General features: G+C 61.4%; 26 protein-coding genes and 1 pseudogene. 15 read left to right on the top strand and 12 right to left on the bottom strand.

From position 1 onward, the window contains the following. Window positions 1-633: 633 nt before the first annotated feature. The 3 genes from GC127_RS09875 to GC127_RS09865 are packed head-to-tail and all read right to left on the bottom strand — an operon-like array spanning window position 634 to window position 2,300. A complete protein-coding gene (locus GC127_RS09875) occupies window positions 634-1,479 on the bottom strand; it encodes a DUF1989 domain-containing protein (RefSeq protein WP_151977863.1) in 846 nt (281 codons plus the stop codon). 1 nt (window position 1,480) lies between these two features. Then, entirely contained in the window at window positions 1,481-1,696 is a 216-nt protein-coding gene (locus tag GC127_RS09870; protein WP_008279630.1) for a hypothetical protein, read from the bottom strand. 4 nt (window positions 1,697-1,700) lie between these two features. Further along, entirely contained in the window at window positions 1,701-2,300 is a 600-nt protein-coding gene (locus GC127_RS09865) for a DNA-3-methyladenine glycosylase I (RefSeq protein WP_151977861.1), read from the bottom strand. A gap of 108 nt (window positions 2,301-2,408) precedes the next feature. Here GC127_RS09865 and GC127_RS09860 point away from each other — a divergent pair, with 108 nt between their 5' ends. From GC127_RS09860 to phbB, 3 genes are all read left to right on the top strand, one after another. Continuing rightward, window positions 2,409-3,245: an EAL domain-containing protein gene (locus tag GC127_RS09860; protein WP_151977859.1), complete on the top strand. Its 837-nt coding sequence runs from the start codon at window positions 2,409-2,411 to the stop codon at window positions 3,243-3,245. 141 nt (window positions 3,246-3,386) lie between these two features. Continuing rightward, window positions 3,387-4,562 carry an acetyl-CoA C-acetyltransferase gene (locus GC127_RS09855; RefSeq protein ID WP_008279633.1) on the top strand — a complete coding sequence of 392 codons (1,176 nt, stop codon included), beginning with the start codon at window positions 3,387-3,389 and terminating at the stop codon, window positions 4,560-4,562. A 170-nt stretch (window positions 4,563-4,732) separates the two neighbouring features. Further along, window positions 4,733-5,455 (top strand): acetoacetyl-CoA reductase, encoded by a 723-nt coding sequence (phbB, locus tag GC127_RS09850; protein WP_037270259.1) that lies wholly within the window; start codon window positions 4,733-4,735, stop codon window positions 5,453-5,455. A gap of 52 nt (window positions 5,456-5,507) precedes the next feature. Here the strand turns inward: phbB and GC127_RS09845 are convergent, their stop codons facing one another. Continuing rightward, window positions 5,508-6,545: a LacI family DNA-binding transcriptional regulator gene (locus tag GC127_RS09845; protein WP_151977857.1), complete on the bottom strand. Its 1,038-nt coding sequence runs from the start codon at window positions 6,543-6,545 to the stop codon at window positions 5,508-5,510. Window positions 6,546-6,681: 136 nt separating this feature from the next. Between GC127_RS09845 and GC127_RS09840 the strand changes: the two genes are divergently transcribed. From GC127_RS09840 to GC127_RS09800, 9 genes are all read left to right on the top strand, one after another. Next, window positions 6,682-6,861, top strand: a complete 180-nt coding sequence (locus GC127_RS09840; RefSeq protein ID WP_008279636.1) for a hypothetical protein — start codon at window positions 6,682-6,684, stop codon at window positions 6,859-6,861. Between the two features lie 25 nt (window positions 6,862-6,886). Then, window positions 6,887-8,035, top strand: coding sequence for a TRAP transporter substrate-binding protein (locus tag GC127_RS09835; RefSeq protein WP_008279637.1), 1,149 nt, complete (start codon window positions 6,887-6,889; stop codon window positions 8,033-8,035). 108 nt (window positions 8,036-8,143) lie between these two features. Then, entirely contained in the window at window positions 8,144-8,650 is a 507-nt protein-coding gene (locus tag GC127_RS09830; RefSeq protein ID WP_008279638.1) for a TRAP transporter small permease, read from the top strand. 12 nt (window positions 8,651-8,662) lie between these two features. Beyond that, window positions 8,663-9,988: a TRAP transporter large permease gene (locus tag GC127_RS09825; protein WP_008279639.1), complete on the top strand. Its 1,326-nt coding sequence runs from the start codon at window positions 8,663-8,665 to the stop codon at window positions 9,986-9,988. A 9-nt stretch (window positions 9,989-9,997) separates the two neighbouring features. Continuing rightward, the gene (hisD, locus tag GC127_RS09820; RefSeq protein WP_151977855.1) at window positions 9,998-11,305 is read left to right on the top strand and encodes a histidinol dehydrogenase; all 1,308 of its coding nucleotides are present in this window, start codon (window positions 9,998-10,000) and stop codon (window positions 11,303-11,305) included. Further along, window positions 11,298-12,056, top strand: a complete 759-nt coding sequence (locus tag GC127_RS09815; RefSeq protein ID WP_151977853.1) for an SDR family NAD(P)-dependent oxidoreductase — start codon at window positions 11,298-11,300, stop codon at window positions 12,054-12,056. Before hisD ends, GC127_RS09815 begins: the two co-directional genes overlap by 8 nt. After that, window positions 12,053-13,036, top strand: a complete 984-nt coding sequence (locus tag GC127_RS09810) for a zinc-binding dehydrogenase (RefSeq protein ID WP_008279642.1) — start codon at window positions 12,053-12,055, stop codon at window positions 13,034-13,036. Before GC127_RS09815 ends, GC127_RS09810 begins: the two co-directional genes overlap by 4 nt. A gap of 15 nt (window positions 13,037-13,051) precedes the next feature. Then, window positions 13,052-13,456 (top strand): universal stress protein, encoded by a 405-nt coding sequence (locus GC127_RS09805; RefSeq protein ID WP_008279643.1) that lies wholly within the window; start codon window positions 13,052-13,054, stop codon window positions 13,454-13,456. A gap of 8 nt (window positions 13,457-13,464) precedes the next feature. Then, window positions 13,465-14,577: an alpha-hydroxy acid oxidase gene (locus GC127_RS09800; protein ID WP_151977851.1), complete on the top strand. Its 1,113-nt coding sequence runs from the start codon at window positions 13,465-13,467 to the stop codon at window positions 14,575-14,577. A gap of 141 nt (window positions 14,578-14,718) precedes the next feature. On the opposite strand, the gene GC127_RS09795 is transcribed toward GC127_RS09800, so the two are convergent. Both GC127_RS09795 and GC127_RS09790 read right to left on the bottom strand, forming a co-directional pair. Beyond that, window positions 14,719-15,843 carry a transporter gene (locus tag GC127_RS09795; RefSeq protein ID WP_151977849.1) on the bottom strand — a complete coding sequence of 375 codons (1,125 nt, stop codon included), beginning with the start codon at window positions 15,841-15,843 and terminating at the stop codon, window positions 14,719-14,721. A gap of 235 nt (window positions 15,844-16,078) precedes the next feature. Then, complete coding sequence (locus GC127_RS09790) at window positions 16,079-16,525, bottom strand: hypothetical protein (RefSeq protein WP_151977847.1); 447 nt, start codon at window positions 16,523-16,525, stop codon at window positions 16,079-16,081. A 381-nt stretch (window positions 16,526-16,906) separates the two neighbouring features. Between GC127_RS09790 and GC127_RS09785 the strand changes: the two genes are divergently transcribed. Continuing rightward, window positions 16,907-17,671, top strand: coding sequence for a Hint domain-containing protein (locus GC127_RS09785; RefSeq protein WP_008279647.1), 765 nt, complete (start codon window positions 16,907-16,909; stop codon window positions 17,669-17,671). 2 nt (window positions 17,672-17,673) lie between these two features. Here the strand turns inward: GC127_RS09785 and GC127_RS09780 are convergent, their stop codons facing one another. Further along, the gene (locus GC127_RS09780; RefSeq protein ID WP_008279648.1) at window positions 17,674-18,174 is read right to left on the bottom strand and encodes an Lrp/AsnC family transcriptional regulator; all 501 of its coding nucleotides are present in this window, start codon (window positions 18,172-18,174) and stop codon (window positions 17,674-17,676) included. A gap of 197 nt (window positions 18,175-18,371) precedes the next feature. Here GC127_RS09780 and trxB point away from each other — a divergent pair, with 197 nt between their 5' ends. After that, window positions 18,372-19,316, top strand: coding sequence for a thioredoxin-disulfide reductase (gene trxB / locus GC127_RS09775; RefSeq protein ID WP_151977845.1), 945 nt, complete (start codon window positions 18,372-18,374; stop codon window positions 19,314-19,316). Window positions 19,317-19,376: 60 nt separating this feature from the next. Here the strand turns inward: trxB and yghU are convergent, their stop codons facing one another. Together yghU and GC127_RS09765 are read right to left on the bottom strand one after the other, a co-directional pair. Then, window positions 19,377-20,237 (bottom strand): glutathione-dependent disulfide-bond oxidoreductase, encoded by an 861-nt coding sequence (gene yghU / locus GC127_RS09770; RefSeq protein ID WP_151977843.1) that lies wholly within the window; start codon window positions 20,235-20,237, stop codon window positions 19,377-19,379. Window positions 20,238-20,349: 112 nt separating this feature from the next. Beyond that, window positions 20,350-20,472, bottom strand: a pseudogene (locus tag GC127_RS09765) (S-(hydroxymethyl)glutathione dehydrogenase); the annotation flags it as partial. On the opposite strand from GC127_RS09765, the gene GC127_RS09760 reads away from it, so the two are divergent. After that, window positions 20,473-21,585, top strand: coding sequence for an S-(hydroxymethyl)glutathione dehydrogenase/class III alcohol dehydrogenase (locus GC127_RS09760; protein WP_151992576.1), 1,113 nt, complete (start codon window positions 20,473-20,475; stop codon window positions 21,583-21,585). It begins immediately after the preceding pseudogene. Between the two features lie 104 nt (window positions 21,586-21,689). Here the strand turns inward: GC127_RS09760 and glmU are convergent, their stop codons facing one another. The 3 genes from glmU to rplS form a co-directional block, all read right to left on the bottom strand. Then, window positions 21,690-23,045 carry a bifunctional UDP-N-acetylglucosamine diphosphorylase/glucosamine-1-phosphate N-acetyltransferase GlmU gene (glmU, locus tag GC127_RS09755; RefSeq protein ID WP_151977793.1) on the bottom strand — a complete coding sequence of 452 codons (1,356 nt, stop codon included), beginning with the start codon at window positions 23,043-23,045 and terminating at the stop codon, window positions 21,690-21,692. A 455-nt stretch (window positions 23,046-23,500) separates the two neighbouring features. Next, window positions 23,501-23,722: a 50S ribosomal protein L31 gene (gene rpmE / locus GC127_RS09750; protein WP_008279682.1), complete on the bottom strand. Its 222-nt coding sequence runs from the start codon at window positions 23,720-23,722 to the stop codon at window positions 23,501-23,503. Window positions 23,723-23,733: 11 nt separating this feature from the next. Next, window positions 23,734-24,117, bottom strand: coding sequence for a 50S ribosomal protein L19 (gene rplS, locus GC127_RS09745; RefSeq protein WP_008279681.1), 384 nt, complete (start codon window positions 24,115-24,117; stop codon window positions 23,734-23,736). Window positions 24,118-24,225 lie beyond the last annotated feature (108 nt).

Raw genomic sequence — 24,225 nt, 5'->3', positions numbered from 1 at the left:
TAGTTGGCTGTCACAATATCAGGTTTAGATTGTAAACCACTTGCCTGAAACAAAAATGTGGATGAGCATAACTGCAAGCCTCGTTATGCTTTATTCATCTTCAGGAGAGTTAAATGCGAGTAGTTTTTCTTCTTGTCGCTGCGGTATCACTTGCGGCTTGTGACACGAGATCTTTGGGGACAAGCGGTCAAACAAAGAGCGGTGAATCTATTGTTGGAGAGATCGTTGTCGACTCGGTAAGAGGACAGACGAAACTGGTTATACAAAATCCTAAAGGTTGGGTATGTGAATCCGAATTCAGACCCATTCCAACAGGCTCTAACCGGACGAAGAACCAGAGCGTTCCACTCGTGTGCAACAATGGCGCAACGGGAAATGCGATTTCGACCTACGACGAGCTTAGCAAAAGCATAGTCGTAGTATTTAGCTTGTCGAACGGTGAGTCAGGCAGTCTACGGATGGGTCGAGTTTAAGTAACACTAAGCATTGCGCGATTGATTATGGCGCCTGATTTTTGTCTCGCACTAAGGATGTTGGTTTTACTCACGGTTAAGACTGCTAGTTCATGCTAACACTTTTGAGCCGCTGGCTTTCGCCATGAGGCAAAAACCTGTGGCTAAATCCTTATCCTTTTTACCGTCCGTGGCTGCCGTTATAGCCATTGCGCGCGGGGCTTTGCCAACCATTGAGCGCGCCGGGCGCGGGTGCAAAAACCTCGACCAGCATCGGGTAACAGGCGGCTGTGTCGCTGGTATGCTCAGAGGAGCAATCGCCGCCGGGACAGGCGCTGAGACATCCCAGAATGTCGATCTCGGCAAAGAACTCCAGATAGTCGCCGGGGCGCACGGGGCTGGCTTTCATGAAATACTGGCCGGTGTCGCGGGTGAAGCCGGTGCACATGAAGACGTTGAGCACATCATGAATATGGGGTTCTGCCTCGGCCAGTGTCACGCCCAATTCATCCGCCAAAGCGCGCGTGAGGTTGGAGTGACAACAGTGGTGATACTGCACACCTGACAAGAGGTTGCCGGTATAGGGATCGCAGCGCGTGCCGATCACGTCATGCACCGAGCCGCCGAAGGCGTCGATGCCATACCAGCCCAAGCTGTCGCCGGTGATCGTGGCCATCGGGCGCAGGTGCGGGAAGGACGACCAGAGCCGTTCACCGGTGGTCACATGGGTGCCGTGAAGCGCGCGGGTCTTGCCGGAATAGAACCGCTCTGTGAGGTCATGCGCGTTCCAAAGGTTGAGATCGCCCACTTGCGGGCCATCCACGCTGGTGATGCGAAAGAATTGCCCCGCCTCGGCGCGAAAGCAGGCCGCCTCGCGCGCAGGCACCAGCACCTCTGACACTTTGGTCGCACTGGCGCGCGCGGCGGCATAGAGCGCCAGATCCGGCACCGGCAGCGTATCATTGGGGTAGCAGATCACAGGCGGCACGGCGCGACGGGCGGCTGCATCGGCGGGGGCGTTGGTCATCTTAGTCCTCTTGGGTGTCGCGGGGATTTACCGCGCAATCCAAAGGCGGTTTGCCGTTGGATGTAAAGACCTGCGCGCCGCAAGCCATGCAGCGGTAATAGGATTGCCCATCGCGGTCTTGTCGCCGGTCCGCGCGCCAGCGGCAGGAGCGTGTCCGCCGGTTGGACAGGATCAACACCAGCACGAAGGCGATGACCAACCCCGCGACGACGAGCATGAAGCTATCCCTTGGCCATGGTGCCAAAGCGGCGGTCAGGGGCGGCCTGTCGCACCGGCGTATGACAGGGGCAGGTGACGAGGTGATCGTTGACCATCCCCACCGCCTGCATGAAGGCATAGGTGATGGTGGGACCGCAGAACTTGAAGCCGCGCTTTTTCAAATCCTTGGAAAGTTTTACAGAAATATCGGTTTGCGCTGGCACCTCTGCAAGCGTCTGCCATTCGTTCTGAATGGGCTGCCCGCCGACGAAATCCCAGAGGTAGCGATCAAAGCCCTCGTTGGCCTCGATCACCGCCCAGGCGCGGGCATTTCCTATGGTTGCCTCGATCTTACCGCGGTGGCGAATGATGCCGGGATCGGCCAAGAGGCGCGTGACCTCAGCCTCGCCCCAAGTAGCGATGACATGGGGATCAAACCCTTGGAATGCCGCGCGAAAACTCTCGCGTTTGCGCAGGATGGTGATCCAGCTCAGCCCCGCCTGAAACCCGTCAAGAATGAGCTTTTCCCAGAGGGCGCGGCTGTCATAGTCGGGCACGCCCCATTCGGTATCGTGGTAGGACAGGTAAAGCGGATCGTCACTGACCCAGCCACAACGCTCCATGCAACTTCCCCTCTGGCCCGGCGCGCAGGCGGTTTCGTTCAAATGCGCGCTTTAAGCCATCCTTAAGCCATCTGCCCCAATTTGAGAACAGGCGTTCCGGAGGGGCAAATGGGACAGAAACACAAATGGGCCGATATTCCAGCGGGATTCGATACTCCGCTGTCCTATGCCGTTTCGGCGCGGGACCGATCCGTGCTCGAAATGGTCAATCAGGCGGTGCATCACAAACAGGTGCTGTTGGCCTATCAGGCGGTGGTGCCTGCGCGCCAGCAGGATCGGCCTGCGTTCTACGAAGGGCTGATTCGTGTGCTCGATGCCACCGGACGGGTGATCCCCGCCAAGGATTTCATCACCCAGATCGAGGTGACGGAAACCGGGCGGATCATCGACTGTCTGGCGCTGGAAAAGGGGCTGCGCACGCTGATCAACTATCCTGATCTGCGGCTGGCCATAAATATGTCGGCGCGCTCGATCGGCTATTCCCGCTGGATGCGGACGCTGAAAAAGGGGCTGAGCGATGATCCCACCATTGGCGAGCGGCTGATTCTGGAGATCACGGAAAGCTCGGCGATGCTGGTGCCCGAACTGGTGACAGGCTTTATGAAAGAGTTGCAGGCCAAGGGAATCAGCTTTGCGCTTGATGATTTCGGGGCGGGCTATACCTCGTTCCGGTTTCTCAAGGAGTTCTATTTCGACATCCTCAAGATCGACGGGCAATTCGTGCGCGGCATCGCTACGGACCCGGATAATCAGGTGCTGACCGCCGCCTTGGCCAGCATCGGCCAGCAATTTGACATGGTGACAGTGGCCGAAAGCGTCGAGAAGCCAGAGGATGCCGCCTATCTTGCGGCGCTGGGGATCGACTGTTTGCAAGGGTATTACTTTGGGGCCCCCACGGTGCGGCCACCTTGGATTGACAGCGCCCTTGACCGCGCCACCGCTTGAATGTGACACTCCGTCCGTTGCCGCAGTGCGGCATCTACGATATGACGCCGCGTAACGGCGGAGGTGACAGACAGGGTGTGCATGAAAATGTGACACTGTCGTGCCATGCTCTGGCCCGGCAAATCCTGGTGGAGGACATAGATGACCAATGTAGTAATCGCATCCGCAGCGCGCACCGCTGTCGGATCTTTTGGCGGCGCTTTCGCCAATACGCCGGCGCATGATCTGGGCGCAGCCGTGCTTGAGGCAGTGGTTGCCCGTGCAGGCATCGAAAAGGGCGAAGTGTCCGAGACGATCCTCGGTCAGGTGCTGACCGCAGCGCAGGGCCAAAACCCCGCGCGTCAGGCGCATATCAACGCCGGTTTGCCGATTGAATCCGCCGCCTGGAGCATCAATCAGGTTTGCGGCTCTGGTTTGCGGGCCGTGGCGCTGGGCGCGCAGCACATCCAGTTGGGCGATGCCGCCATCGTCTGCGCCGGGGGTCAGGAAAACATGACGCTGAGCCCCCATGCCGCCTATTTGCGCGCCGGGCACAAGATGGGCGATATGACCTATATCGACACGATGATTCGCGATGGTCTGTGGGATGCGTTCAACGGCTATCACATGGGGCAGACCGCCGAGAACGTCGCCGACCAGTGGCAGATCACCCGCGACGTGCAGGACGAATTCGCCGTGGCCAGCCAGAACAAGGCCGAAGCCGCGCAGAAGGCGGGCAAATTTGACGAAGAAGTGATCGCCTTTGCCGTCAAGACGCGCAAGGGCGACATCATCGTCGACAAGGATGAATACATCCGCCACGGCGCGACAATTGACGCCATGCAGAAGCTGCGCCCCGCCTTTACCAAGGATGGCTCGGTCACGGCGGCCAATGCGAGCGGTCTGAATGACGGTGCGGCCGCGACATTGCTGATGAGCGCCGATGAGGCCGAGCGGCGCGGGATCGAACCGCTGGCGCGCATTGCGTCCTATGCAACCGCCGGGCTGGACCCGTCGATCATGGGCGTGGGTCCGATCCATGCCAGCCGCAAGGCGCTGGCCAAGGCCGGTTGGACTGTCGCCGATCTGGATCTGGTCGAAGCGAATGAGGCCTTTGCCGCGCAGGCCTGTGCGGTCAACAAGGAAATGGGCTGGGATCCGGCCATCGTCAACGTGAACGGCGGCGCGATTGCCATTGGCCACCCGATTGGGGCCTCGGGCTGTCGCGTGCTCAACACGCTGTTGTTCGAGATGAAGCGCCGCGGTGCCAAGCGTGGTCTGGCCACGCTCTGCATCGGTGGCGGCATGGGCGTTGCGCTCTGCGTCGAGCGTCCGTGAGGCGCGCTGGCGCGGTCTGAGACAGGATCAAGGGCACCTCAGACGGTGCCCTTTTTCTTGATCCCTTCGGCGCAAGCTGCATCGCAGAAAATTTATTGCGCAACAATATTGCGCAATTCAATTCAAACCGATAACCAAGTTTCAACGCACCAGCCATATTGGAGGATATCATGGCAAGAACCGCACTCGTCACCGGGGGCTCTCGTGGAATCGGCGCCGCCATTTCAAAGGCGCTCAAGGAGGAGGGCTATACCGTCGCCGCGACCTATGCCGGCAATGATGAGGCCGCCGCCAAGTTCACCGAGGAAACCGGCATCAAGACCTACAAATGGAACGTGGCGGACTATGACAGCTCCAAGGACGGCATCGCGCAGGTCGAAGCGGAATTGGGCCCGATTGACATCGTGATCGCCAACGCGGGCATCACCCGCGATGCACCGTTCCACAAGATGACGCCGCAGCAGTGGAAAGAGGTGATCGACACCAACCTTACGGGCGTGTTCAACACGGTTCACCCGGTCTGGTCGGGCATGCGCGACCGTGGCTTTGGCCGGATTGTGGTGATTTCCTCGATCAACGGGCAAAAGGGCCAATTTGGTCAGGTCAACTATGCCGCGACCAAGGCGGGCGATCTGGGCATCATCAAGTCGCTGGCGCAAGAGGGTGCCGCCAAGGGCATCACCGCGAATGCGATCTGCCCCGGCTATATCGCCACGGAAATGGTCATGGCCGTGCCGGAAGCGGTGCGTGAAAAGATCATCGGCATGATTCCGGCGGGCCGTCTGGGCGAGCCAGAGGAAATCGCGCGCTGCGTGACCTTCCTCGTGTCCGAGGATGCCAGCTTTATCAACGGGTCGACGATTTCGGCCAATGGTGCGCAGTTCTTTGTCTAACTGACTTGTGTGATGTTCAAGGCCCGCCCCGGTGATCCGGTGGCGGGCTTTGTCATGTTTTGGGGGCGGCGAGCGTGCCCCGAAAACAAAGGTTCGTGTCAAGGCAGACGGGGGTGGGAGCCACACCATCGCCAACCATATCGACCAAGAGGCGCGCCGCGGCGCGGCCCATGTCGCGGTGCGGGACATGCACGGTGGTGAGCGCCGGATCAACCACGGTTGCCAGTTCGATATCGTCAAAGCCGGTGATCGAGACATCCTGCGGCACGCTGAGTCCAAGCTGACGCGCCATTTGCAAGGCACCGACCGCGAGCACATCATTGCCGCAGACCACGGCAGTGGGCGGGGTTGGCAATGCCATAAGCTGCGCCATTCCCTCGGCCCCGTTGGCGATGCTGTAGGGCGTTTCGATCAGGTGCAACGTGGTGGGGTCTAATCCATGGCCGCGCAAAGCATCGTGAACCCCGGCAATCCGGTCGCGAGCACGGTCATTGCCCGCCGCGAGCGCGGAAATCATGCCGATATGCCGATGTCCGAGGCGCAGCACCTCATCGGCCAAACCTGCCATGGCGCGGCGGTTGTCAAAGCCTATCGAGGCGCGCGCCTGTGTGGGATCATAGGCCCAAGCTATCAACACGGGCACGCCGCGCTGCGCGAGAAAGTCATAAATTCCGGGATCGCGGTCATGGCCGATGAGCAAGAGCGCATCCGCCCCACGCGCCACCAAGGTACGAATCTGATCCGCCTCGATTTCAGGGCTGTAAGAGGACGAGGCCACCAGAAGGGTCAGGCCGCTGAGATGCAATTCTTCTTGAAAGGCCTGAATGGCGCGGGCAAAGATCGCGTTTTCCATCGTCGGAATGATTGCGCCGATGATGCCGGTCCGCCGTGCGGCAAGGGCGCGGGCACCGAAATTGGGGGAATAGCCAAGCGTTGCGACCGCGCTCAGCACCCGGTCGCGCGTGGCAGTCTGCACCTGCGCCGGCGAATTCAGGCAGCGGGAAACGGTGGCGGTCGAAACCCCCGCCACGCGGGCGACATCCGCCAGCGTGGGCAGGTTCGGAGCGGTGTCGGAGAGGCGTCGGTTCATCCTGTGGCCCGGTGTCTGCGTGATGGAATCTATCCGTCTGTAAGGACATTGGAGAAATATAACAGCTTGCGTGAAAATATGTAAGCGCTTACATTTCTCTCGAATCGTCGGCAATTCCGGCGAGAGGGAGGGCCGCATGTTCCTGATCGCAGCACTGATCCTGTTCGGCGCCTTTGGCGTGAATGTGGCGTTGGGGGCCTTTGCTAATGCCGCGTTTCTGACAGGTGTGGGGGAAATGCTGCTGCTTTTGGCGGCGGTTGTGACCTTTGTCGTTGCCACGTTGAGGAGCGAGGCGGCGCGCAAGCGCGGAAAATAAATCAGATCTCAGGGAGGAGACAAGAATGACTGAAGAAGCAAAAGAACTTGCGTCCGAAGAGCGGCGCAATTTTCTGAAACTGGCCACCACCGGCAGCTTTACCGCGGCGGTTGTCGCGGCGGCGGCGGGCACGCTCTGGTCATCCGAAGCAAGCGCACAGACCGCCAATGAAGAGCGCGAGCGCGAAGCGGCGGCCGAGCATGTGATGACGCTGGCCACGGAATATGTGATCGGCACCACCCGCAGCTATCCGATGATGCAGCTCGATGTGAAAGAGAACCTGCAAAACGCCTCGAACGGCAAGATCTATGTGAAGCTCGCGCCCGGCGGGCAGTTGGGTGTGGGGTCGGCGCTGGCGCAAAAGGTGCAGGGCGGCACGATCAATGCGGGGCAATTCTCGCTTTCGAATTTTGCCCCCTTCGCCCCGGCGGTGGATCTGATCAACATGCCCTATTTCTGCGGGGCCAATCAGCGGTTCGTCAATCTTGTGACCTCTGACATCTGGAAGACCGAGGTGAATGCGCTGGTTGAGGCGCGGGGCTTTAAGCCGATGTTCTATTTCTGCATCGACCCGCGTGTGATGGCCGTGCGTAAGGGCGGCGGTGGCCCGATCATGACGCCTGCGGATTTGCAGGGGGTCAAGTTCCGGGTGCCCGGTTCGCAGATGCTGCAACAGTTCTATCGCATGGGCGGGGCCAATCCGACGCCGGTTGCATGGGGTGAAACGCCTTCGGCGATCAAACAGGGTGTGGCCGATGCGCTCGACCCGGCGGTGGGCGCGCTCTATGCCTTTGGCTTCAAGGATATTCTGAGCCACGTCACCTTTACCCAAGCGGTGCCGGACAGCCAAACCTATGCCTGCAACCTCGAATGGTACAACACCCTGTCCAGCGATGTGCAGGAGGCGATTGAATGGGCCTCTGAAATGAGCTTCCATCAGAACCTTGCCAAGGTGCCGTCGTCGCGCACCTTTGCCATGGCTGAAATGGCCAAGTCGGGTGTGGAATTCCATTCGCTGAGCGCCGATCAACTGGCGGAGTGGCAGGACACGGTGGGCTATCAGCGCTCTGAGTGGGACAGCTTCAAGACCGAGCTGGCCGGGTCGATGGAGACCTTTGACAAGCTGGTCGAAGCCGCAGGCACGCAGGGCAAATTCTACGTCCACGACGCCTGAGCCGTGACCGACCGGGCGCGCGCGTGACCGCCGCGCCCGGCCTTTGCAACGACGCTAACGATAGGGACAGGGCCGCAACCTGCGTGCGCTGAACCGGAGAGGTTTGACATGCTCAGCACACTGGACCGCAATCTGGAGCGATGGGCGCTTCTGATCTTTTACATGATGCTTGTCGTCACCATGGCGATCGAGGTGATCCGGCGTGAGGTATTCGCCTATTCCTCGGTCTGGGGCGAAGAGATCGTGCGCTATGCCTTTATATATCTCGCGTGGATCGGGGCGGCGGCGGCGGTGCGCGAGCGCGCGCATATCCGCATCGACGTGATCATGCATTACGTGGGGCCGCGCCTGAAGGCGGCGCTGTATATTCTGGGCGATCTGGTGATGGCAGCGGTGGCAGTTGTCGCGCTTTACTGGTCGTGGGAGACGGTGCTGGTTTCGGCCAAGTTTGGCTCGGTCAGTGCCGGGTTGCGGGTGTCGATGGTGTGGTTCCTCTTGGCGGTGCCGGTGGGCTTTGGCCTGATGCTTTTGCGGCTCGTGCAATCCTTCTTGCGCGACGTGCGCGCCCTTCGTGACGGAACACCCGTTCACGAAGGCAATCAGCTGTTTGATTGAGGGGCGCGCGTCATGTGGAATACATTCTCGCAAACCGTCGATCTGGGCTGGGATTTTTACGGGCCGGTGATCCTATTCGTGGTGCTGGTGGCGCTGGCTGTGCCGGTCTGGGCGGCGATTGGATCGGCGGCGATTGTCATGCTGATGTGGTCGGGCGCGCTTCCGCTCAGCCTTGTGGGGGAGAGCCTGTTTGACGGGATCGACGCCTTTGCGCTGACGGCGGTACCGCTCTTTATCCTGACGGGTGATGTGCTGGTGCGAACCGGGCTCAGTCGCAAGTTTCTGAATGTGGCGGAGGCGCTGACACAGTTTGCCAAGGGCGGTTTCGGCTCTGCCACGGTGCTTGTCTGCGGCATGTTCTCGGCCATCTCGGGATCGGATGCGGCGGGCGCTGCGGCGGTGGGGCGGATGACCATCGACCGGCTGGTGGAATCGGGCTATCCGCGCCCCTATGCCTGTGCGCTGGTGGCGGCGGGGGCCTGTACCGGCATCCTTATCCCGCCGTCGATTGCCTATATCATCATCGGTCTGGTCTTGGGTATCTCGGCCTCGACGCTCTTTATGGCGGCGCTTATTCCGGGGATGCTGATCCTTGTGTCGATCCTGATCACCAATATCGTGGTCAATCGTATCTATGGCTATGAGGGCGGCGGCAATGTCGGGTTTGGCGAATATTTCGCCAATCTGGGCCGTGCGTTGGCGTCGGGCTGGTATGCCTTTATCGTGCCGGGGATCATCTTTTACGGCATCTTTTCGGGGCGGCTGACGCCAACCGAGGCGGGCGCGACTGCGGTCATTGTGACGGTGATCCTTGGCTTTATCCTTGGCACGCTCAAGCTGGCGGATTTTCCGGCCATGCTGATCAGTTCGGCCAAGGTCAACGGGGTGATCCTGCCCATCATCGCCTTTTCCCTGCCCTTGGCGCAGGCATTGGCGATCATGGGCGTGCCGCAGGGGTTTGTAACGGCGGTGACGGGGCTGACCGATGATCCGGCCACGCTCATTCTTTTGATGATCCTGATCCTGATCGCGGCGGGCTGCGTGATGGAGACGACGCCCAATATCGTCATCCTCGCGCCCATTCTGAAGCCGCTGGCCGACAATATCGGCATGAACGAGATTCAGTTCTGCATCATGATGATCACCGCCTTGGGTGTGGGCTTTATCACGCCGCCTCTGGGGCTCAATCTCTTTGTTGTGTCGGGCATTACCGGCGAATCCATCCTGCGGATTGCATGGCGTGCCGTGCCGTTCGTGTTCTTCATGCTCATCGTTGTGCTGCTGATTGCCTATGTCCCGGCGATTTCGACCACGATGCTCCCTGATGTCTACAAATAGGACCCTACCATGACCCGTGAATACCTGAAGAAAGCAACCCTGACCTCAACCTCGCACGCCAGTGACGTGCATGAGACCGTGCAAGGGATTCTGGCCGATATCGAAGCGGGCGGTGACAAGGTCGCGATGGACTATGCCGCCAAATTTGACCGCTATGAGGGCAATATCATCCTGACACCGGACGAGATTGCCGCTGCGACAGCGCTCGTGCCGGACAAGCTCAAGCGGGATATCGAGTTTGCCCATGCCAATGTGCGCCGCTTTGCAGAGGCCCAGCGCGAAACCTTGCGTGACATCGAGATCGAAGTGGTGCCGGGGCTGATTGCCGGGCAAAAGAGCATTCCGGTCCATGCGGCAGGCTGTTACGTGCCGGGCGGGCGCTATAGCCATATCGCGAGCGCGATCATGACCGTGACCACCGCCAAGGTGGCAGGGTGCCAGCATATCGTGGCCTGTTCGCCGCCCCGCCCCGGTGTGGGCGTGGCCCCGGCCATCATCTATGCGGCGCATGTCTGCGGCGCGGATGTGATCATGGCCATGGGCGGCGTGCAGGGTGTTGCGGCAATGACATTCGGCCTCTTTGGGCTTCCTAAGGCGAACATCCTTGTCGGCCCCGGCAATCAGTTCGTGGCCGAGGCCAAGCGCATCCTCTTTGGTCGAGTTGGCATCGACATGATCGCTGGGCCAACCGACAGCCTTGTTCTGGCGGATGCGACGGCTGATGCAATGGTGGTGGCGACCGATCTGGTCGGGCAAGCGGAGCATGGCTATAACTCGCCCGTCTGGCTGGTGACGGATCATCGCCCGCTGGCGGAAGAGGTCATGCGCCTTGTGCCGGACCTGATCGCCGATCTGCCCGAGGTCAATCGCGATAATGCCGCCGCCGCGTGGCGTGACTATGCCGAGGTGATCCTCTGCGCGGATCGCGAGGAAATGGCGGCCACCTCGGACGATTACGCGCCCGAGCATCTGACGGTGCAGGCCGAGGATCTGGATTGGTGGCTGGGGCGGTTGACCTGTTATGGGTCTTTGTTCCTTGGCGAAGAAACCACGGTCGCCTTTGGCGACAAGGCATCGGGCACCAATCACGTGCTGCCTACCTCTGGCGCGGCCAGCTATACCGGCGGTCTGAGCGTGCATAAATACATGAAGATCGTCACTTGGCAGCGCGCCACCCGCGAGGGGGCCAAGCCCGTGGCCGAAGCCACCGCGCGCATTTCGCGGCTGGAAGGGATGGAGGGGCATGCCCGTACCGCCGATATTCGCCTGCGCAAGTATTTCCCCGACGAAACTTTTGACCTGACCGCCAATGGCTGAACGGGGGCTATTTGACGTCGCGGGGCGCGTGGCGCTGGTGACCGGGGCGAGTGCTGGCCTTGGGCGGCGCGCAGCGACGGTGCTGGCGATGCGCGGCGCGCGCGTGGTGGGTGTGGCCCGCCGTGCCGATGCGCTGGCGGGATGGCAGGCAGAGGTGGGCGCGAATGGGGCCGTGATCGCGCATGATCTGGCGGATCGCGACGGTCTGGCCGATCTGGCGCGGCGCGCATCAGAGCCGTTTGGCGCGCCCGACATTGTGATCCACGCGGCGGGCATCAACACGCGGCAGGTGGCAGATGACGTGACGCCCGAAGGCTGGGATGTGACATTGGCGCTTAACCTCACCGCGCCGTTTTTCCTGAGCCAGCACCTTGTGCCCGCGATGCGCGCACGTGGCTGGGGAAGGATTGTCAATTTCGCGTCGCTGCAATCGTTCCGCGCCTTTCCGGGGGGCATCGCCTATGGGGCCAGCAAGGGCGGCGTGGCGCAGATGACCCGCGCCATGGCCGAGGCATGGTCGCCGGGTGGCATCAACGTCAACGCGCTGGCCCCCGGCTTTGTGCGCACAGAGCTGACCGCGCCGGTGTTCAATGACCCAGAGCGCGCCGCGCGCAATGCCGCGCAGACCTGCATCGGGCGCAATGGCGAGCCGGAGGATATGGATGGGCCGCTGCTGTTCCTGTGCTCGGATGCATCGAATTATGTCACCGGCCAAATCCTGATGCTGGACGGAGGATTCACCGCAAAATGAAGGCTTTAGTCTATACCGGGCCAGAGGCGCTCGACTATCGCGAGATGGCGGACCCGGCGCCGCAAGAGGGTGAGGCGCTGATCCGGGTTGAGAGCGTGGGCATTTGCGGATCAGATATGCACGCCTATCTGGGCCATGATGACCGCCGCCCCGCGCCGCTGGTGCTGGGGCATGAGGCGGCGGGTGTGGTGCTGAGCGGGGCCATGACGGGCGCGCGCGTGACAGTCAATCCGCTGGTGACATGCGGCACCTGCCCTGCCTGCCGGTCGGGGCGCGATAACCTGTGCAGCACACGCCAGATCATTTCCATGCCACCGCGCGAGGGGGCGTTTGCCGGGCTTTTGGCGATGCCAGAGCGCAATCTTGTGGCGGTGCCCGAGCATATGACCACGCATCAAGCGGCGCTGGCCGAACCGATTGCCTGCGGCTGGCATGGCGTGCGGCTGGGCCGTGCAGTTTTGGGTGAGGGTGCGCAGCGCGCGTTGGTGCTGGGCGGTGGTGCGATTGGTCTGGGTGCCGCGCTGAGCCTTGCTGCGCAGGGCATTGCGGATGTCACGATGGTTGAGCCGCATGCCGCGCGGCGGGCATTTCTGGACCTGCGGTGCGACCAAAAGGCGATTGCGCCCGATGCGCTGGACCCGTCCGAGCAGTTCGACATCGTGGTCGATGGCGTGGGCTATGAGGCCACGCGCGCGCAGGCCTCTGCCCATGCGCGGCCCGGTGGGGTGATCGTGCATATCGGTTTGGGGCAATCCACCGGCGGCCTCGATATCCGGCGCATGACGCTGCAAGAGATCACCTTTATCGGCACCTATACCTATACCGCGCAGGATTTCCGCGATTGTGCGCAGGCGATGTTCGACGGGCGTCTGGGCGCGCTCGACTGGGTGGAGGAGCGTGCGCTGAGCGATGGTGCGCGCGCCTTTGCCGATATTCGTGGTGGGCGCGTGACCAGCCCCAAGATCATCCTTGTCCCCTGAAGAGGAGTGAGCGTCATGTATCGCAAAATCATTGTCGGCCTGTCGCTGGAACACGGGATCAGCGAAAGCGCGTTGGAGGTTGCCCGCGCGCTGCGTGCTGACGGGGGCGAGATCATCGCCCTGCACGCCTATGAGCCGGTCCAAGGCTCGGTGCGGGCCTATCTGGATGAAGAGGTGGTCGAAGGGGCCTATAAGCGCGCGCAGGCGCAATTGGCCGAGCGGGTGGCGGGGGCGCCCGACGTGACGCCTGTGATGCTGCGCGGTCATTCGGGACGGGCGATCACGGATTATGCCGAAAAGCACGGTGCGGATTGCATCATCGTCGGGTCGCACAAACCGGGGCTGAGCGACTTTCTCTTGGGCTCGACGGCGGCGCGGGTGGTGCGGCATGCGCCCTGCGCCGTGCATGTGCTGCGCTAGGTAAGGCGATGGGGGCCGATGCCATTCATTCCGCCGAGGATGCGCGCCGTTTGGCGCGGCGACGTCTGCCGTGGATGGTGTTCGATTATATCGACGGCGCTGCGGGGGAAGAACATGGCGAGGCGCTCAATCGTGCGGCGTTGCGGGATTTGCGGCTGAAGCCGCGTGTTCTGTGCAATGTGGCCAAACGGGATTTGTCGCTGAATGTGTTCGGGCACGCGGCGCGCGTGCCCTTTGGCATCACGCCGATGGGGATGTGCAACCTGAGCACGCCGGGGGCCGATCTTATGCTGGCGCGGCTGGCGGCGCGGGATCGCGTGCCTTTGGGTGTTTCAACCGTCGCCTCGACCCCGCTGGAGCAGATGATCGAGGTAGCCGAGGGGCATGCGTGGTTTCAGCTCTATTTCAGTGGTGATGGTAGCGGCACCATGGCGCTGGTCGAGCGGGCGCGGGCGGCGGGCTATCAAACCCTTGTCGTCACGCTGGATGTGCCTGAAGTAGGCCGCCGCCCGCGCGAATTGCGCCACGGGTTCAAGATGCCGTTCAAGATCGGACCACGGCAATTCGTTGATTTCGCGCTGCATCCGCGCTGGTCGCTGGGCACGCTGCTGCATGGCAAGCCAGAGATGGCGAATTTCCGGCAGGGTGGTTTTGACCGCACCGCCAGCCGGGCGGCGGCGGATTGGTCCTATCTTGACCGTCTGCGCGCGGCCTGGCCCAGCAAGCTGGTGATCAAGGGCGTGCTGGACGTGGAGGATGCCGTGCGGCTGCGTGCGGCTGGGGTGGATGCAATTCAGGTTTCCAGCCATGGCGGGCGGCAGTTGGATGGCGCACCGGAGCCTATTTTGATGCTGGCAGAGATGCGCGCGGCGCTTGGGCCGGAATTTCCGCTGTTTTTCGATTCCGGGCTGCGGTCGGGCGAGGATATCGTCAAGGCACATGCCATGGGGGCGAATTTTGCCTTTCTCGGGCGGCCCCTGCTTTTTGCCATGGCGGCGGGGGGCGAGCGGGGGCTGCACCGGCTCTGGGAGGTGATGACCGAAGAGGTGAGCCTGACGCTGGCGCAACTGGGGCGCAAGAGCATGTCAGGCCTGCAAGAGTGTGTGCGGCGCGCGGCCTGAACCGCGCACCGCGTTACTTGGAGCTGGAGCGTCTGATCGGGGTCACATCGCCTCGGGCCTGACTAGGGACCTCTACGCAGGATCGGCGAGGTCCCGGGTCAAGCTCGGGGCGGGTGTCGTTTCGATGACAGGCAACACAGCTTAGAAAGCGTATTGCCAGCCCAGTGTCGTGGTCCAATCCGTTTCAAGCTGAAGCCCGTTCAGATCCTGATAGACCGGCGCGCCGACCTCGAGCGCCAGACGATGCCCGCGCAGCGCGCCCTTTTGCGCCACAAGGTTGACGCCCGCATAGAGCGTTACCGTTTCGCCGCCGTAGTTATCGGGATTGAGAGTGGGCGACGGGCCGACCATGCGCGAATCGCGCCCGCTGATGTCACCCACGCTCTTGGCCTCGATGCGGCCCGACAGGCTGATCCACGGCTTGGGCTGATAGCTGGCCCATGTGGTCATCGCCATCTCGTTTCCCAGATGGTAGCCGTTGTTCTTGCCGGTGCGGATCACGCCAGTCAGTTGCGCGCCCCAGCCGGTATTGCCCGACCGCGCGCTATAGGTGATGCCAGGCAAGAGATCGAAGGTGCCAGAACCCAACTGCATCCCGTAGGGCATGCGCATTGTCGCGAGCGCCCCTGTTGGGGTGAGGACTGTTGCCTGCTCCGTGGTAGAGCCAGTGGGCAGGCTGGCACCGAAATTCAGGTGCAGCTTGTGATTGCCCCAAGTCCCAAGCCCGTAGAGCGCGGAGACCTTGAGATCGCCCCAACCTTCGGATTGGCTCTTGAATGTGCCCAGACGGGTGGTGCCGGCGGGGCCTGCAAAGGTGATGTGGTTCATCTGCTTGGTGATATAGGGCAGCATGGCCATCAGAGTCAGTCGATCATTCGGCGCATACATTGCGCCAAACATATGCATATCCATGGTCATGCTGGTGGGCGCGACGCGGATGTTGGGCGGCTGGCCCGGCAGACCGAAAAACGTATTGGGCGTCATGGCCACCTGTTCGGGGCTAAGCCGGTTGGTGCCGCTGCGATAGCCCTCCATGTCCATATGCATGAAGCGGTAGGACAGCATCACTTCGCCGGTCTTGTGGCGGTGTTCGCCCATCACACCAATGGGGGCGTGGCCATCGGCGCGCAACGGCGGCAGATCGGTCACGCTAACGCGCAGCCCGTCCTTGGGGGCTGTGGTGCCGTCATGCGCCATAGCGGGCGCAGTCAGCCATAGGGCAAGCGCGGCGCAAAGAGCACCGGCCGTCAGAGAAGTCTGTGTCATGGTCTTTCAGTCTCTTGTTCTTGGGGATGCACGTCGGACCGGGCGCAAAAGAGCCCGCAACAGTCGCGACGGCGATCAATTGAAAATCAGGGTTTCATTCCGATGTCAGTTTTGGCCAAAGGGGGCTGGCATGGCTCACACGGGCGCGATGCAATGTGCTTAGCCCGCCATCTGGCCCGCTCGAGCGACCGATTGCCACGCAACGGCGGGGCGTGCCGGGTGGCACCTATACCAACTATCCCAAGGCAACCACGGGCGGTGCGCGCGGGCTATAGGCGATGGGCAGATCGCCCACTGCTGCGCGCATGTCATCGTAAACGCGCACAACCCGCGAAAAGCTATGCTCTCGCGCAATGAGCGCGATGGTCACATCCGTCAGCACCACCGGCGACTTGAAGAAGGGACAGGGTGTATTCAGATGCGGGCTGTCATGCTTGGCCTCGGCGGGGGGTGCAACAAGCGCGCCGGGATTCTCTTCGACCAGACACAGCGCACCGCCAAGCGCGATGGCCTCGATCTTGAGGAGGTCTTGGGCGTGGTGATGGGCCTGCGCGGCATCGGCCAATTCGTGTTGGCAATCGACGGCGGCGGCTGTGGCGACCCGAACGCTGAGCAACAAGACGAGCAGCGCCGGCGCAAAGCCAACCCTCTTTCGTCTGCGCATCCAGCGTCCAAAAATCATGATCATCAATCCCACAAGCTCAGGGCCTGCGCCACGTTATCTGATGCGTTTCGGGTCTGGGCGATCCGCAATCCCGAGGGGGTTTTAAACATTCCAAATTCAGAATACATCCCGAATGATCACTGCGTCAAGCAGGACAGGCAGGGGGTAGGTGATTCGCGGATATGGCTTTGAATTGTGGCAAGCCGATTGAGCGAAGCAGGGACAATCGCGCCGGATTGCCGCCACTTGTCACGGGCTGCGAACAATTACCCTGAAAGTTTGACTTAAAGCCCGCAACGCCCGCATATTGACCCCACTATACAAACAGATTTGTCCATCTGTCGTTGTCGGTGGGGGCCGACGCGGTTGTGACATCCTTGAATTCGAGGTGACACAGCAATGAGTATCCCCCGCCTGACGGCAAATGCCGCCTATGCGACGCCTGTGCGCCGCATTCTTGCGAATCCTGAAACACCTCGCCTGCCGATGCGGCATTATACCAACCTCTGGCTAAAGGCCGATGGTGGCATTGAGGAACGCGAGCATATGGCCCCGGCCCTGCCGCTGTTTGATGCAGCACATTCTGCCTTCGCGCGCGGCACGCTGATCACCACCACGCGCGGGCCGATTGCAATCGAAGACCTGCTGCCCGGTGATCTCTTGCAGACCTCGGCGCATGGCCCACTGCCGGTGCTCTGGATTGGTCGCATGACCCTGCGCCCCGAGGATATTGCCAGCCGTTCGGTGAAGCTGACGCGCATCATGGCCGATGCCTTTGGCATTGCGCGGCCAATGGCCGATTTGCTGGCCGGTCCCGGCGCGCGCATTCTGACGCGCCCACGCAACATGCGCGCAAGCATTGGATCGGATCACGTGTTGAGCCCGGCGCATGTGCTGGCGGATGGGCTACACGCCTTTGGTGTCACACCGCCGCGTGCGGTGACATTCTATCACCTCTGGCTGCGGCGACATGCGCTGATCACGGCCAACGGGCTTGAGGTCGAGAGCTTTCACCCCGGTGCCGGGTTCGAGCGCGACGTGGGGCCGAGCATGCTGTCGCTCTTCCTATCCCTTTTTCCGCAGATTCAAGAGCCGCATCAATTTGGCCCGCTGGCCCATCTGCGTCTGCCGCTTGATGCGCCTGATACGCTGAGCGTTGCCTGACCTCAGGCTGACTGGCTGAGCCGCGCCTCAAGGATCTCGAACGGCACGCCGGGTTCGTCCTTGGCCCCGCGAATGACCAGCGATGTCTTGACGCTGGCGACATTGTCGGCGGCTGTCAGTTCCTCGGTCAAAAAGCGCTGAAAGGTGCTGAGATCGGGGGCCACGCATTTGAGGATGAAATCCACCTCGCCGTTGAGCATGTGGCATTCACGCACCAAGGGCCAAGCGCGGCAGCGCGCCTCAAAGGCGCTCAGATCTGCCTCGGCCTGACTTTGCAGCCCGACCATGGCAAACACCTGCACCTCGAACCCGAGTTCGCGGGGGTCCACATCGGCGTGATAGCCGCGAATATAGCCCTGCTCTTCGAGCGTGCGGACCCGGCGCAGGCAGGGCGGGGCCGAAATACCCACGCGCTTGGCCAGTTCCACGTTGGTCATCCGGCCATCGGCCTGCAACTCCGCCAGAATCTTGCGATCTATGGGATCAAGACGGGACGCGGCCATGGGGGACTCCTTATTGAATTTCGCAATTGTTATAGCATCATGGGTCACATGCGCAATTATGTTTCGCTATTGCGCAAGATCATTTCCCGAATAGACCCCCCAGCGCCCTGTGCATATCCGCCCTGCAAGGGGTTACATGCCCCGCGCCAGAGGGCTATATCATGCGCCAAATCCGCAGATCACATGAGAGAGCCCCCATGCCCGACACCCGTCACACCAAATGCCTGATCATCGGTTCTGGCCCTGCTGGCTATACCGCAGGCGTCTATGCCAGCCGTGCCATGCTCTCGCCCATTCTGGTGCAAGGGATCGAGCCGGGCGGCCAGTTGACCACCACGACCGAGGTCGAGAACTGGCCCGGCGATACCGAAGTTCAGGGGCCAGACCTCATGGTTCGGATGGAGGCGCATGCCAAGGCGATGGGCTGTGACATCGTGGGCGATATCATCTCTTCGCTTGATCTGGATGTCCGTCCGTTTGTGGCCATGGGCGACAGCGGCACCACCTATACCGCCGATGCGGTGATCCTCGCCACCGGGGCGCGGGCCAAATGGCTGGGCCTGCCGTCGGAAGAGGCGTTCAAAGGGTTTGGCGTATCGGCCTGTGCCACCTGCGACGGGTTTTTCTATCGCGGTCAGGAAATCGTGGTGATCGGCGGGGGCAATACGGCGGTGGAAGAGGCGCTGTTCCTGACCAATTTCGCCTCAAAGGTCACGCTTATTCACCGCCGCGACACCCTGCGCGCCGAAAAGATCCTGCAAGACCGGCTGATGAAGAACCCCAAGATCGAAACCCTGTGGTTTCACACGCTGGACGAGGTCTTTGGCAGCGACAATCCCAAAGGTGTCGAGGGCGTGCGAGTGCGTCATGTCGAAACCGGTGCTATCACGGAAATCCCGTGCAAGGGCGTGTTCATCGCCATCGGTCACGCCCCTGCCAGCGAATTGGTCAAGGACCGGCTGGAGCTGCATAATGGCGGGTATGTCAAGGTTGTGCCGGGCAGCACGCGTACATCTGTTCCCGGCGTCTTTGCCGCAGGCGATCTGACCGACCATGTCTATCGTCAGGCGGTCACATCGGCGGGCATGGGCTGTATGGCGGCACTTGATGCCGAGCGCTGGCTGGCGGAACACGAGGGCTGAGGCCAGTTCAGAAGAAATGCGCCACGACCGCGCCTATGCGGGGCCGTGGCACCATCCGAATTAGCCGATCTTGTCTTGGGTCCGCGTGTCGAAATCCGTGGCCGCGTGGCGCTCGCGCAGTTGCTCCTGCGGCTCGCCAAAGCTGCGGTTGACCATGCGGCCCCGCTTCACCGCGGGGCGCGCGTCAATCTTTTCCGCCCAGGCCATGACGTGTTTATAGCTGGCAACATCCAGAAACGTCGCCGCATTATAAAGCCGCCCAAGGCAAAGCTGGCCATACCACGGCCATATCGCCATATCGGCAATGGTATACTCATCGCCTGCAATAAAGGGCCGCTTGGCCAATTGACGGTCGAGCACGTCAAGTTGGCGCTTCACCTCCATCGCGAAACGGTCGATCGGATATTGCCATTTCTCGGGCGCATAGGCGTAGAAATGGCCAAAGCCACCCCCCAGATAGGGTGCGCTGCCCATCTGCCAGAAAAGCCAATTCAGGGTTTCGGTGCGCGCAGGGCCACTCTTGGGCAAGAAGGCGCCAAATTTCTCGGCCAGATGCATCAGGATCGAGGCGCTTTCGAACACGCGCAGGGGCGTGTTGCCGGTGTGGTCCAGCAGCGCCGGGATCTTGGAATTGGGATTGACCGCGACAAAGCCCGAGCCGAATTGATCACCCTCGCTGATATTGATGTGCCAGGCGTCATACTCGGCGTCATGGCCTGCGGCGAGCAACTCTTCGAACATCACCGTGACCTTGACCCCATTGGGCGTGGCCAGTGAATAGAGTTGAAAGGGATGCGCGCCCTTGGGGAGTTCCTTGTCATGGGTCGCGCCCGAGATGGGGCGGTTGATCGAGGCGAATTGCCCGCCAGAGGGGGCCTCCCATGTCCAGACATCGGGCGGGGTATAGGTCGTGTCGCTCATCTTGTGATCCTCCATCGGGTTTGGCGGCAAATCTAATCGCTGGCGTGCCGCCCGCAATGCAAAACGCCGCACAGGGGGCTGTGCGGCGTTGCATGGGGTCTTGGGATAGCACTTAGTAAATCACCACGCTGCGGATGCTTTCGCCGGCGTGCATGAGCTCAAACCCTTTGTTGATATCCTCGAGCGGCATGGTGTGGGTGATCATCGGGTCGATCTCGATCTTGCCCTGCATGTAATGCGCACACGTGCTGCGGTTGCGGTTGAGGCAGGCCGCCCGATGGAGATCATGGAGGTGAACCTTGAGGGTCCGAAGGCGGGCGAGGTTCTGGTGGAGATCAAGGCGACGGGCCTGTGCCACACCGATGATTTCACCCTGTCGGGGGCCGATCCCGAGGGGGCGTTTCCGGCCATTCTGGGGCATGAGGGCGCGGGCGTCGTGCTCGAGGTGGGCCCCGGCGTCACCAGCCTGCAACCGGGCGATCACGTTATTCCGCTCTACACGCCCGAATGCCGCGAATGCGAATACTGCCTCAACCCGAAAACCAACCTGTGCCAGAAAATCCGCTCGACCCAAGGGCAGGGTGTGATGCCCGACGGCACCAGCCGGTTTTCGATGCTGGATGGCACGCCGATCCTGCATTACATGGGCTGCTCGACCTTTGCAAATCACACGGTCCTGCCCGAGATTGCGCTCGCGAAGGTGCGCAAGGATGCGCCCTTTGACAAGATTTGCTACATCGGCTGCGGTGTCACCACGGGTGTGGGGGCGGTGATCAACACCGCCAAGGTCGAGATCGGCAGCCGGGCGATTGTGTTCGGTCTGGGCGGCATCGGCCTCAACGTGCTGCAGGGGCTGCGGCTGGCGGGGGCGGATCAGATCGTCGGCGTCGATATCAACCCGGGCCGGATCGAGATGGCGACGCGCTTTGGCATGACCGATTTCGTCAACCCCAAAGAGGTCACGGGCGATCTGGTGGCGCATCTTGTGGCGCTGACCGGCGGGGGGGCCGATTACACATTCGATGCCACCGGCAATGTGGGCGTGATGCGCACGGCGCTCGAGGCGGCGCACAAGGGCTGGGGCGAGAGCATCATCATCGGCGTGGCGCCTGCGGGCGCGGAAATCAGCACGCGGCCGTTCCAACTGGTCACGGGACGGTCGTGGCGCGGCACGGCCTTTGGCGGCGCGCGCGGGCGCACGGATGTGCCCAAGATTGTCGATTGGTACATGCAGGGCAAGATCGAGATCGACCCGATGATCACCCACACCATGCCGCTCGAGGATATCAACAAAGGGTTTGAGCTCATGCACGCCGGCGAAAGCATCCGCAGCGTGGTGATTTACTAAGTGCATCCCGGCGCTGTCATAGCCGCGATATTCCAGACGCTTGAGCGCTTCAACCAGCAGCGGTGCCGCCTCGTGATCCCCCAGAACTCCGACAATCCCACACATCAGTTTGATCCTTTGTCGCGTTTTCCCGCGCGTGCTTTCAACATATCGAACAGCTTGCGCGCGCGCCCCGGCATGTCCACCTGTGGGGCGCGTGCAATGGCCAGCGCGTCCGGGGCCACATCGCGCGTAATCACCGATCCCGAGCCAGTCATCGCCCCGTCCCCCAATGTCACCGGGGCCACCAGCATCGTGTTCGAGCCCACGAAAACCCGCGCGCCGATCACCGTCTCATGCTTGCTCACACCGTCATAATTGCAGGTGATCGTGCCCGCGCCGATATTGCTCTCGTCGCCTACACGCGCATCGCCGATGTAGCTCAGGTGATTGACCTTGGCCCCCTCGCCGATCAGCGCATTCTTCACCTCAACGAAATTGCCAATGCGGGAATGTTCCGCCAATTCAGTGCCGGGGCGCAGGCGGGCATAGGGGCCCACCACCGCGCCACGCGCCACATGACAGCCCTCAAGATGGGAAAAGGCGCGGATATGCGCGCCCGTCTCGACCGTGACGCCGGGGCCAAAGACCACATAAGGCTCGACCAGACTATCGCGGCCCAACCACGTGTCATAGGCAAACTGCACCGTATCAGGCGCGACAAGCGTCACGCCAGTTTCCAGCGCCTCGGCCCGTTTGCGCGTCTGAAACGCGGCTTCGGCCCGCGCCAGTTCGGCGCGGGAATTGATGCCCATCGTCTCAGCCTCGTCGCAGGTGACAACGGTTGCCGATAACCCCCGCGCCCGCGCCAGACCCACGATGTCGGTCAGGTAATATTCACCTGCCGCATTCGCATTGCCCACCTCTGAAATCAGATCGAAAAGCAGCGCTGCCGGTGCCAGAACCACGCCGCTATTGCAGAGCGTGATCGCGCGCTCGGCCTCGGTCGCATCCTTGAATTCGACAATTTTAACAAGGCCTTGTCCCTGCATCACCAACCGACCATAGCGGCCCGGATCAGCCGCCTCGAACCCCAGCACAACGATGTCATGGGCGCTGCGCGCCGCTTGCATCCGTTCCAGCGTTTCAGGCTGAATAAAGGGTGTGTCGCCATAGAGCACCAGCGCATCGCCCGGATAATCCACCAGACGCGGCGCGGCTTGCGCCACCGCATGCGCGGTGCCCAGTTGCTCGGACTGGATTACGATCTCTGCGGTCTCGTCAAAGTCATGGGCCGCTGCACGCACCGCCTCGGCCCCGTGCCCGGCCACCACGATCACCTGATCTGGCTCCAATGTCGCGCCTGCCTGCATGGCATGCCCTAGCATCGGCGCGCCGCCGATAGGATGCAGCACTTTGGGAAGGTCGGAATTCATCCGCGTTCCCTGACCTGCTGCCAATATGATCAGTGCCGTCGCCATTCTGCGCCCTTTGCCCGTATGCCTGTCCGTTTTATCCGGTTGCGGCACAGGTGCAAGGGTGGGGGCTGGCTCAGCTAAAAATCGCCAAGATTATCGACAATTTTAACCTCTCCTTCACGCCAACCGGGTGCTGTAGTCCTGCTGCAACCCATTGCAGCGCAAGGAGGTGAGGAAACTGAGAGAACCCGACTTTCGGAAATGGATGGTTTTACTTGCAGCGGGCACGCTGCTCGTTGGGATCATCCGGCTCTTGATGGGGATCTAACCCCCTGAAAGAAAAGACCCTGCGGAGTAGCAGCTCCGCAGGGTCACGTTTTCGGTGAGGACACTGAAAACCGATTTTCGGATGTCCTGCTTATACCCCAATCCTTACCAAAAAGTAAAGCTGCGCCGGTGCCCCATGCAAAACGCCGCCCCAAAGGGCGGCGTTTGTCGTATCCGGCTGGAAACAGGGTTTAGAACCCGAGGCCAGCGTATTTGTTCTTGAACTTGGACACACGGCCACCGGCATCCATCAGACGCGAGCTGCCACCCGTCCAGGCGGGGTGCACCGTGGGGTCGATGTCAAGCGACAGCGTGTCGCCCTCTTTGCCATAGGTCGAGCGCATCTGAACGATGGTGCCGTCGGTCATCTTGACGTCGATGACGTGATAATCGGGGTGGATGTCTTTTTTCATCGTACCAATCCTTACGCGGAAGCGCCCGATTGGGCCTTGTAGTTGGAATCCTCTGCAATACGCGCAGACTTGCCGCGACGCGAGCGCAGGTAATACAGCTTGGCTCGACGTACGCGACCACGGCGAACAACCTCGATGTTGTCGATGTTGGTCGAATAGAGCGGGAACATACGTTCCACACCTTCGCCAAAGGAAATCTTGCGGACCGTGAAAGAACCGGCGATGCCCTTGCCATTCTTCCGGCTGATGCAGACGCCTTCAAAGTTCTGAACGCGGCTACGGGTGCCTTCGGTCACTTTGTAACCGACGCGGATCGTGTCGCCGGCTTTGAAATCGGGAATGGTCTTCCCGAGGGCGGCAATCTGTTCCGCCTCCAACTGAGCGATAATATCCATCGCTTCTCTCCTGATTTGCTTGCGGTTTTTCCCGCAAAGATGTCTCGCGTCCTCAGAGCTCTTGGTCTTCTTCCGGGTCCGCAGATGCGCCCGCCAGAGTTCAGGTCG

This window comes from Roseovarius sp. EC-HK134 (assembly GCF_902498815.1).
Lineage (GTDB): Bacteria > Pseudomonadota > Alphaproteobacteria > Rhodobacterales > Rhodobacteraceae > Roseovarius > Roseovarius mucosus_A.
Note: the sequence above shows the minus strand (reverse complement) of the source record. Positions and strands in the feature narration are given on the sequence as shown.

Coding starts and splice junctions, on each gene's coding strand:
- GC127_RS09815 (WP_151977853.1), top strand. CDS start 11,298: ATGGCTGAACGGGGGCTATTTGACGTCGCGGGGCGCGTGGCGCTGGTG.
- GC127_RS09785 (WP_008279647.1), top strand. CDS start 16,907: ATGAGTATCCCCCGCCTGACGGCAAATGCCGCCTATGCGACGCCTGTG.
- GC127_RS09800 (WP_151977851.1), top strand. CDS start 13,465: ATGGGGGCCGATGCCATTCATTCCGCCGAGGATGCGCGCCGTTTGGCG.
- GC127_RS09795 (WP_151977849.1), bottom strand. CDS start 15,843: ATGACACAGACTTCTCTGACGGCCGGTGCTCTTTGCGCCGCGCTTGCC.
- GC127_RS09865 (WP_151977861.1), bottom strand. CDS start 2,300: ATGGAGCGTTGTGGCTGGGTCAGTGACGATCCGCTTTACCTGTCCTAC.
- rpmE (WP_008279682.1), bottom strand. CDS start 23,722: ATGAAAAAAGACATCCACCCCGATTATCACGTCATCGACGTCAAGATG.
- GC127_RS09875 (WP_151977863.1), bottom strand. CDS start 1,479: ATGACCAACGCCCCCGCCGATGCAGCCGCCCGTCGCGCCGTGCCGCCT.
- trxB (WP_151977845.1), top strand. CDS start 18,372: ATGCCCGACACCCGTCACACCAAATGCCTGATCATCGGTTCTGGCCCT.
- GC127_RS09760 (WP_151992576.1), top strand. CDS start 20,473: ATGCGCACACGTGCTGCGGTTGCGGTTGAGGCAGGCCGCCCGATGGAG.
- GC127_RS09805 (WP_008279643.1), top strand. CDS start 13,052: ATGTATCGCAAAATCATTGTCGGCCTGTCGCTGGAACACGGGATCAGC.
- phbB (WP_037270259.1), top strand. CDS start 4,733: ATGGCAAGAACCGCACTCGTCACCGGGGGCTCTCGTGGAATCGGCGCC.
- GC127_RS09870 (WP_008279630.1), bottom strand. CDS start 1,696: ATGCTCGTCGTCGCGGGGTTGGTCATCGCCTTCGTGCTGGTGTTGATC.
- GC127_RS09825 (WP_008279639.1), top strand. CDS start 8,663: ATGTGGAATACATTCTCGCAAACCGTCGATCTGGGCTGGGATTTTTAC.
- GC127_RS09855 (WP_008279633.1), top strand. CDS start 3,387: ATGACCAATGTAGTAATCGCATCCGCAGCGCGCACCGCTGTCGGATCT.
- GC127_RS09790 (WP_151977847.1), bottom strand. CDS start 16,525: ATGATTTTTGGACGCTGGATGCGCAGACGAAAGAGGGTTGGCTTTGCG.
- hisD (WP_151977855.1), top strand. CDS start 9,998: ATGACCCGTGAATACCTGAAGAAAGCAACCCTGACCTCAACCTCGCAC.
- rplS (WP_008279681.1), bottom strand. CDS start 24,117: ATGGATATTATCGCTCAGTTGGAGGCGGAACAGATTGCCGCCCTCGGG.
- GC127_RS09845 (WP_151977857.1), bottom strand. CDS start 6,545: ATGAACCGACGCCTCTCCGACACCGCTCCGAACCTGCCCACGCTGGCG.
- GC127_RS09840 (WP_008279636.1), top strand. CDS start 6,682: ATGTTCCTGATCGCAGCACTGATCCTGTTCGGCGCCTTTGGCGTGAAT.
- GC127_RS09860 (WP_151977859.1), top strand. CDS start 2,409: ATGGGACAGAAACACAAATGGGCCGATATTCCAGCGGGATTCGATACT.
- GC127_RS09780 (WP_008279648.1), bottom strand. CDS start 18,174: ATGGCCGCGTCCCGTCTTGATCCCATAGATCGCAAGATTCTGGCGGAG.
- GC127_RS09810 (WP_008279642.1), top strand. CDS start 12,053: ATGAAGGCTTTAGTCTATACCGGGCCAGAGGCGCTCGACTATCGCGAG.
- GC127_RS09830 (WP_008279638.1), top strand. CDS start 8,144: ATGCTCAGCACACTGGACCGCAATCTGGAGCGATGGGCGCTTCTGATC.
- yghU (WP_151977843.1), bottom strand. CDS start 20,237: ATGAGCGACACGACCTATACCCCGCCCGATGTCTGGACATGGGAGGCC.
- GC127_RS09835 (WP_008279637.1), top strand. CDS start 6,887: ATGACTGAAGAAGCAAAAGAACTTGCGTCCGAAGAGCGGCGCAATTTT.
- glmU (WP_151977793.1), bottom strand. CDS start 23,045: ATGGCGACGGCACTGATCATATTGGCAGCAGGTCAGGGAACGCGGATG.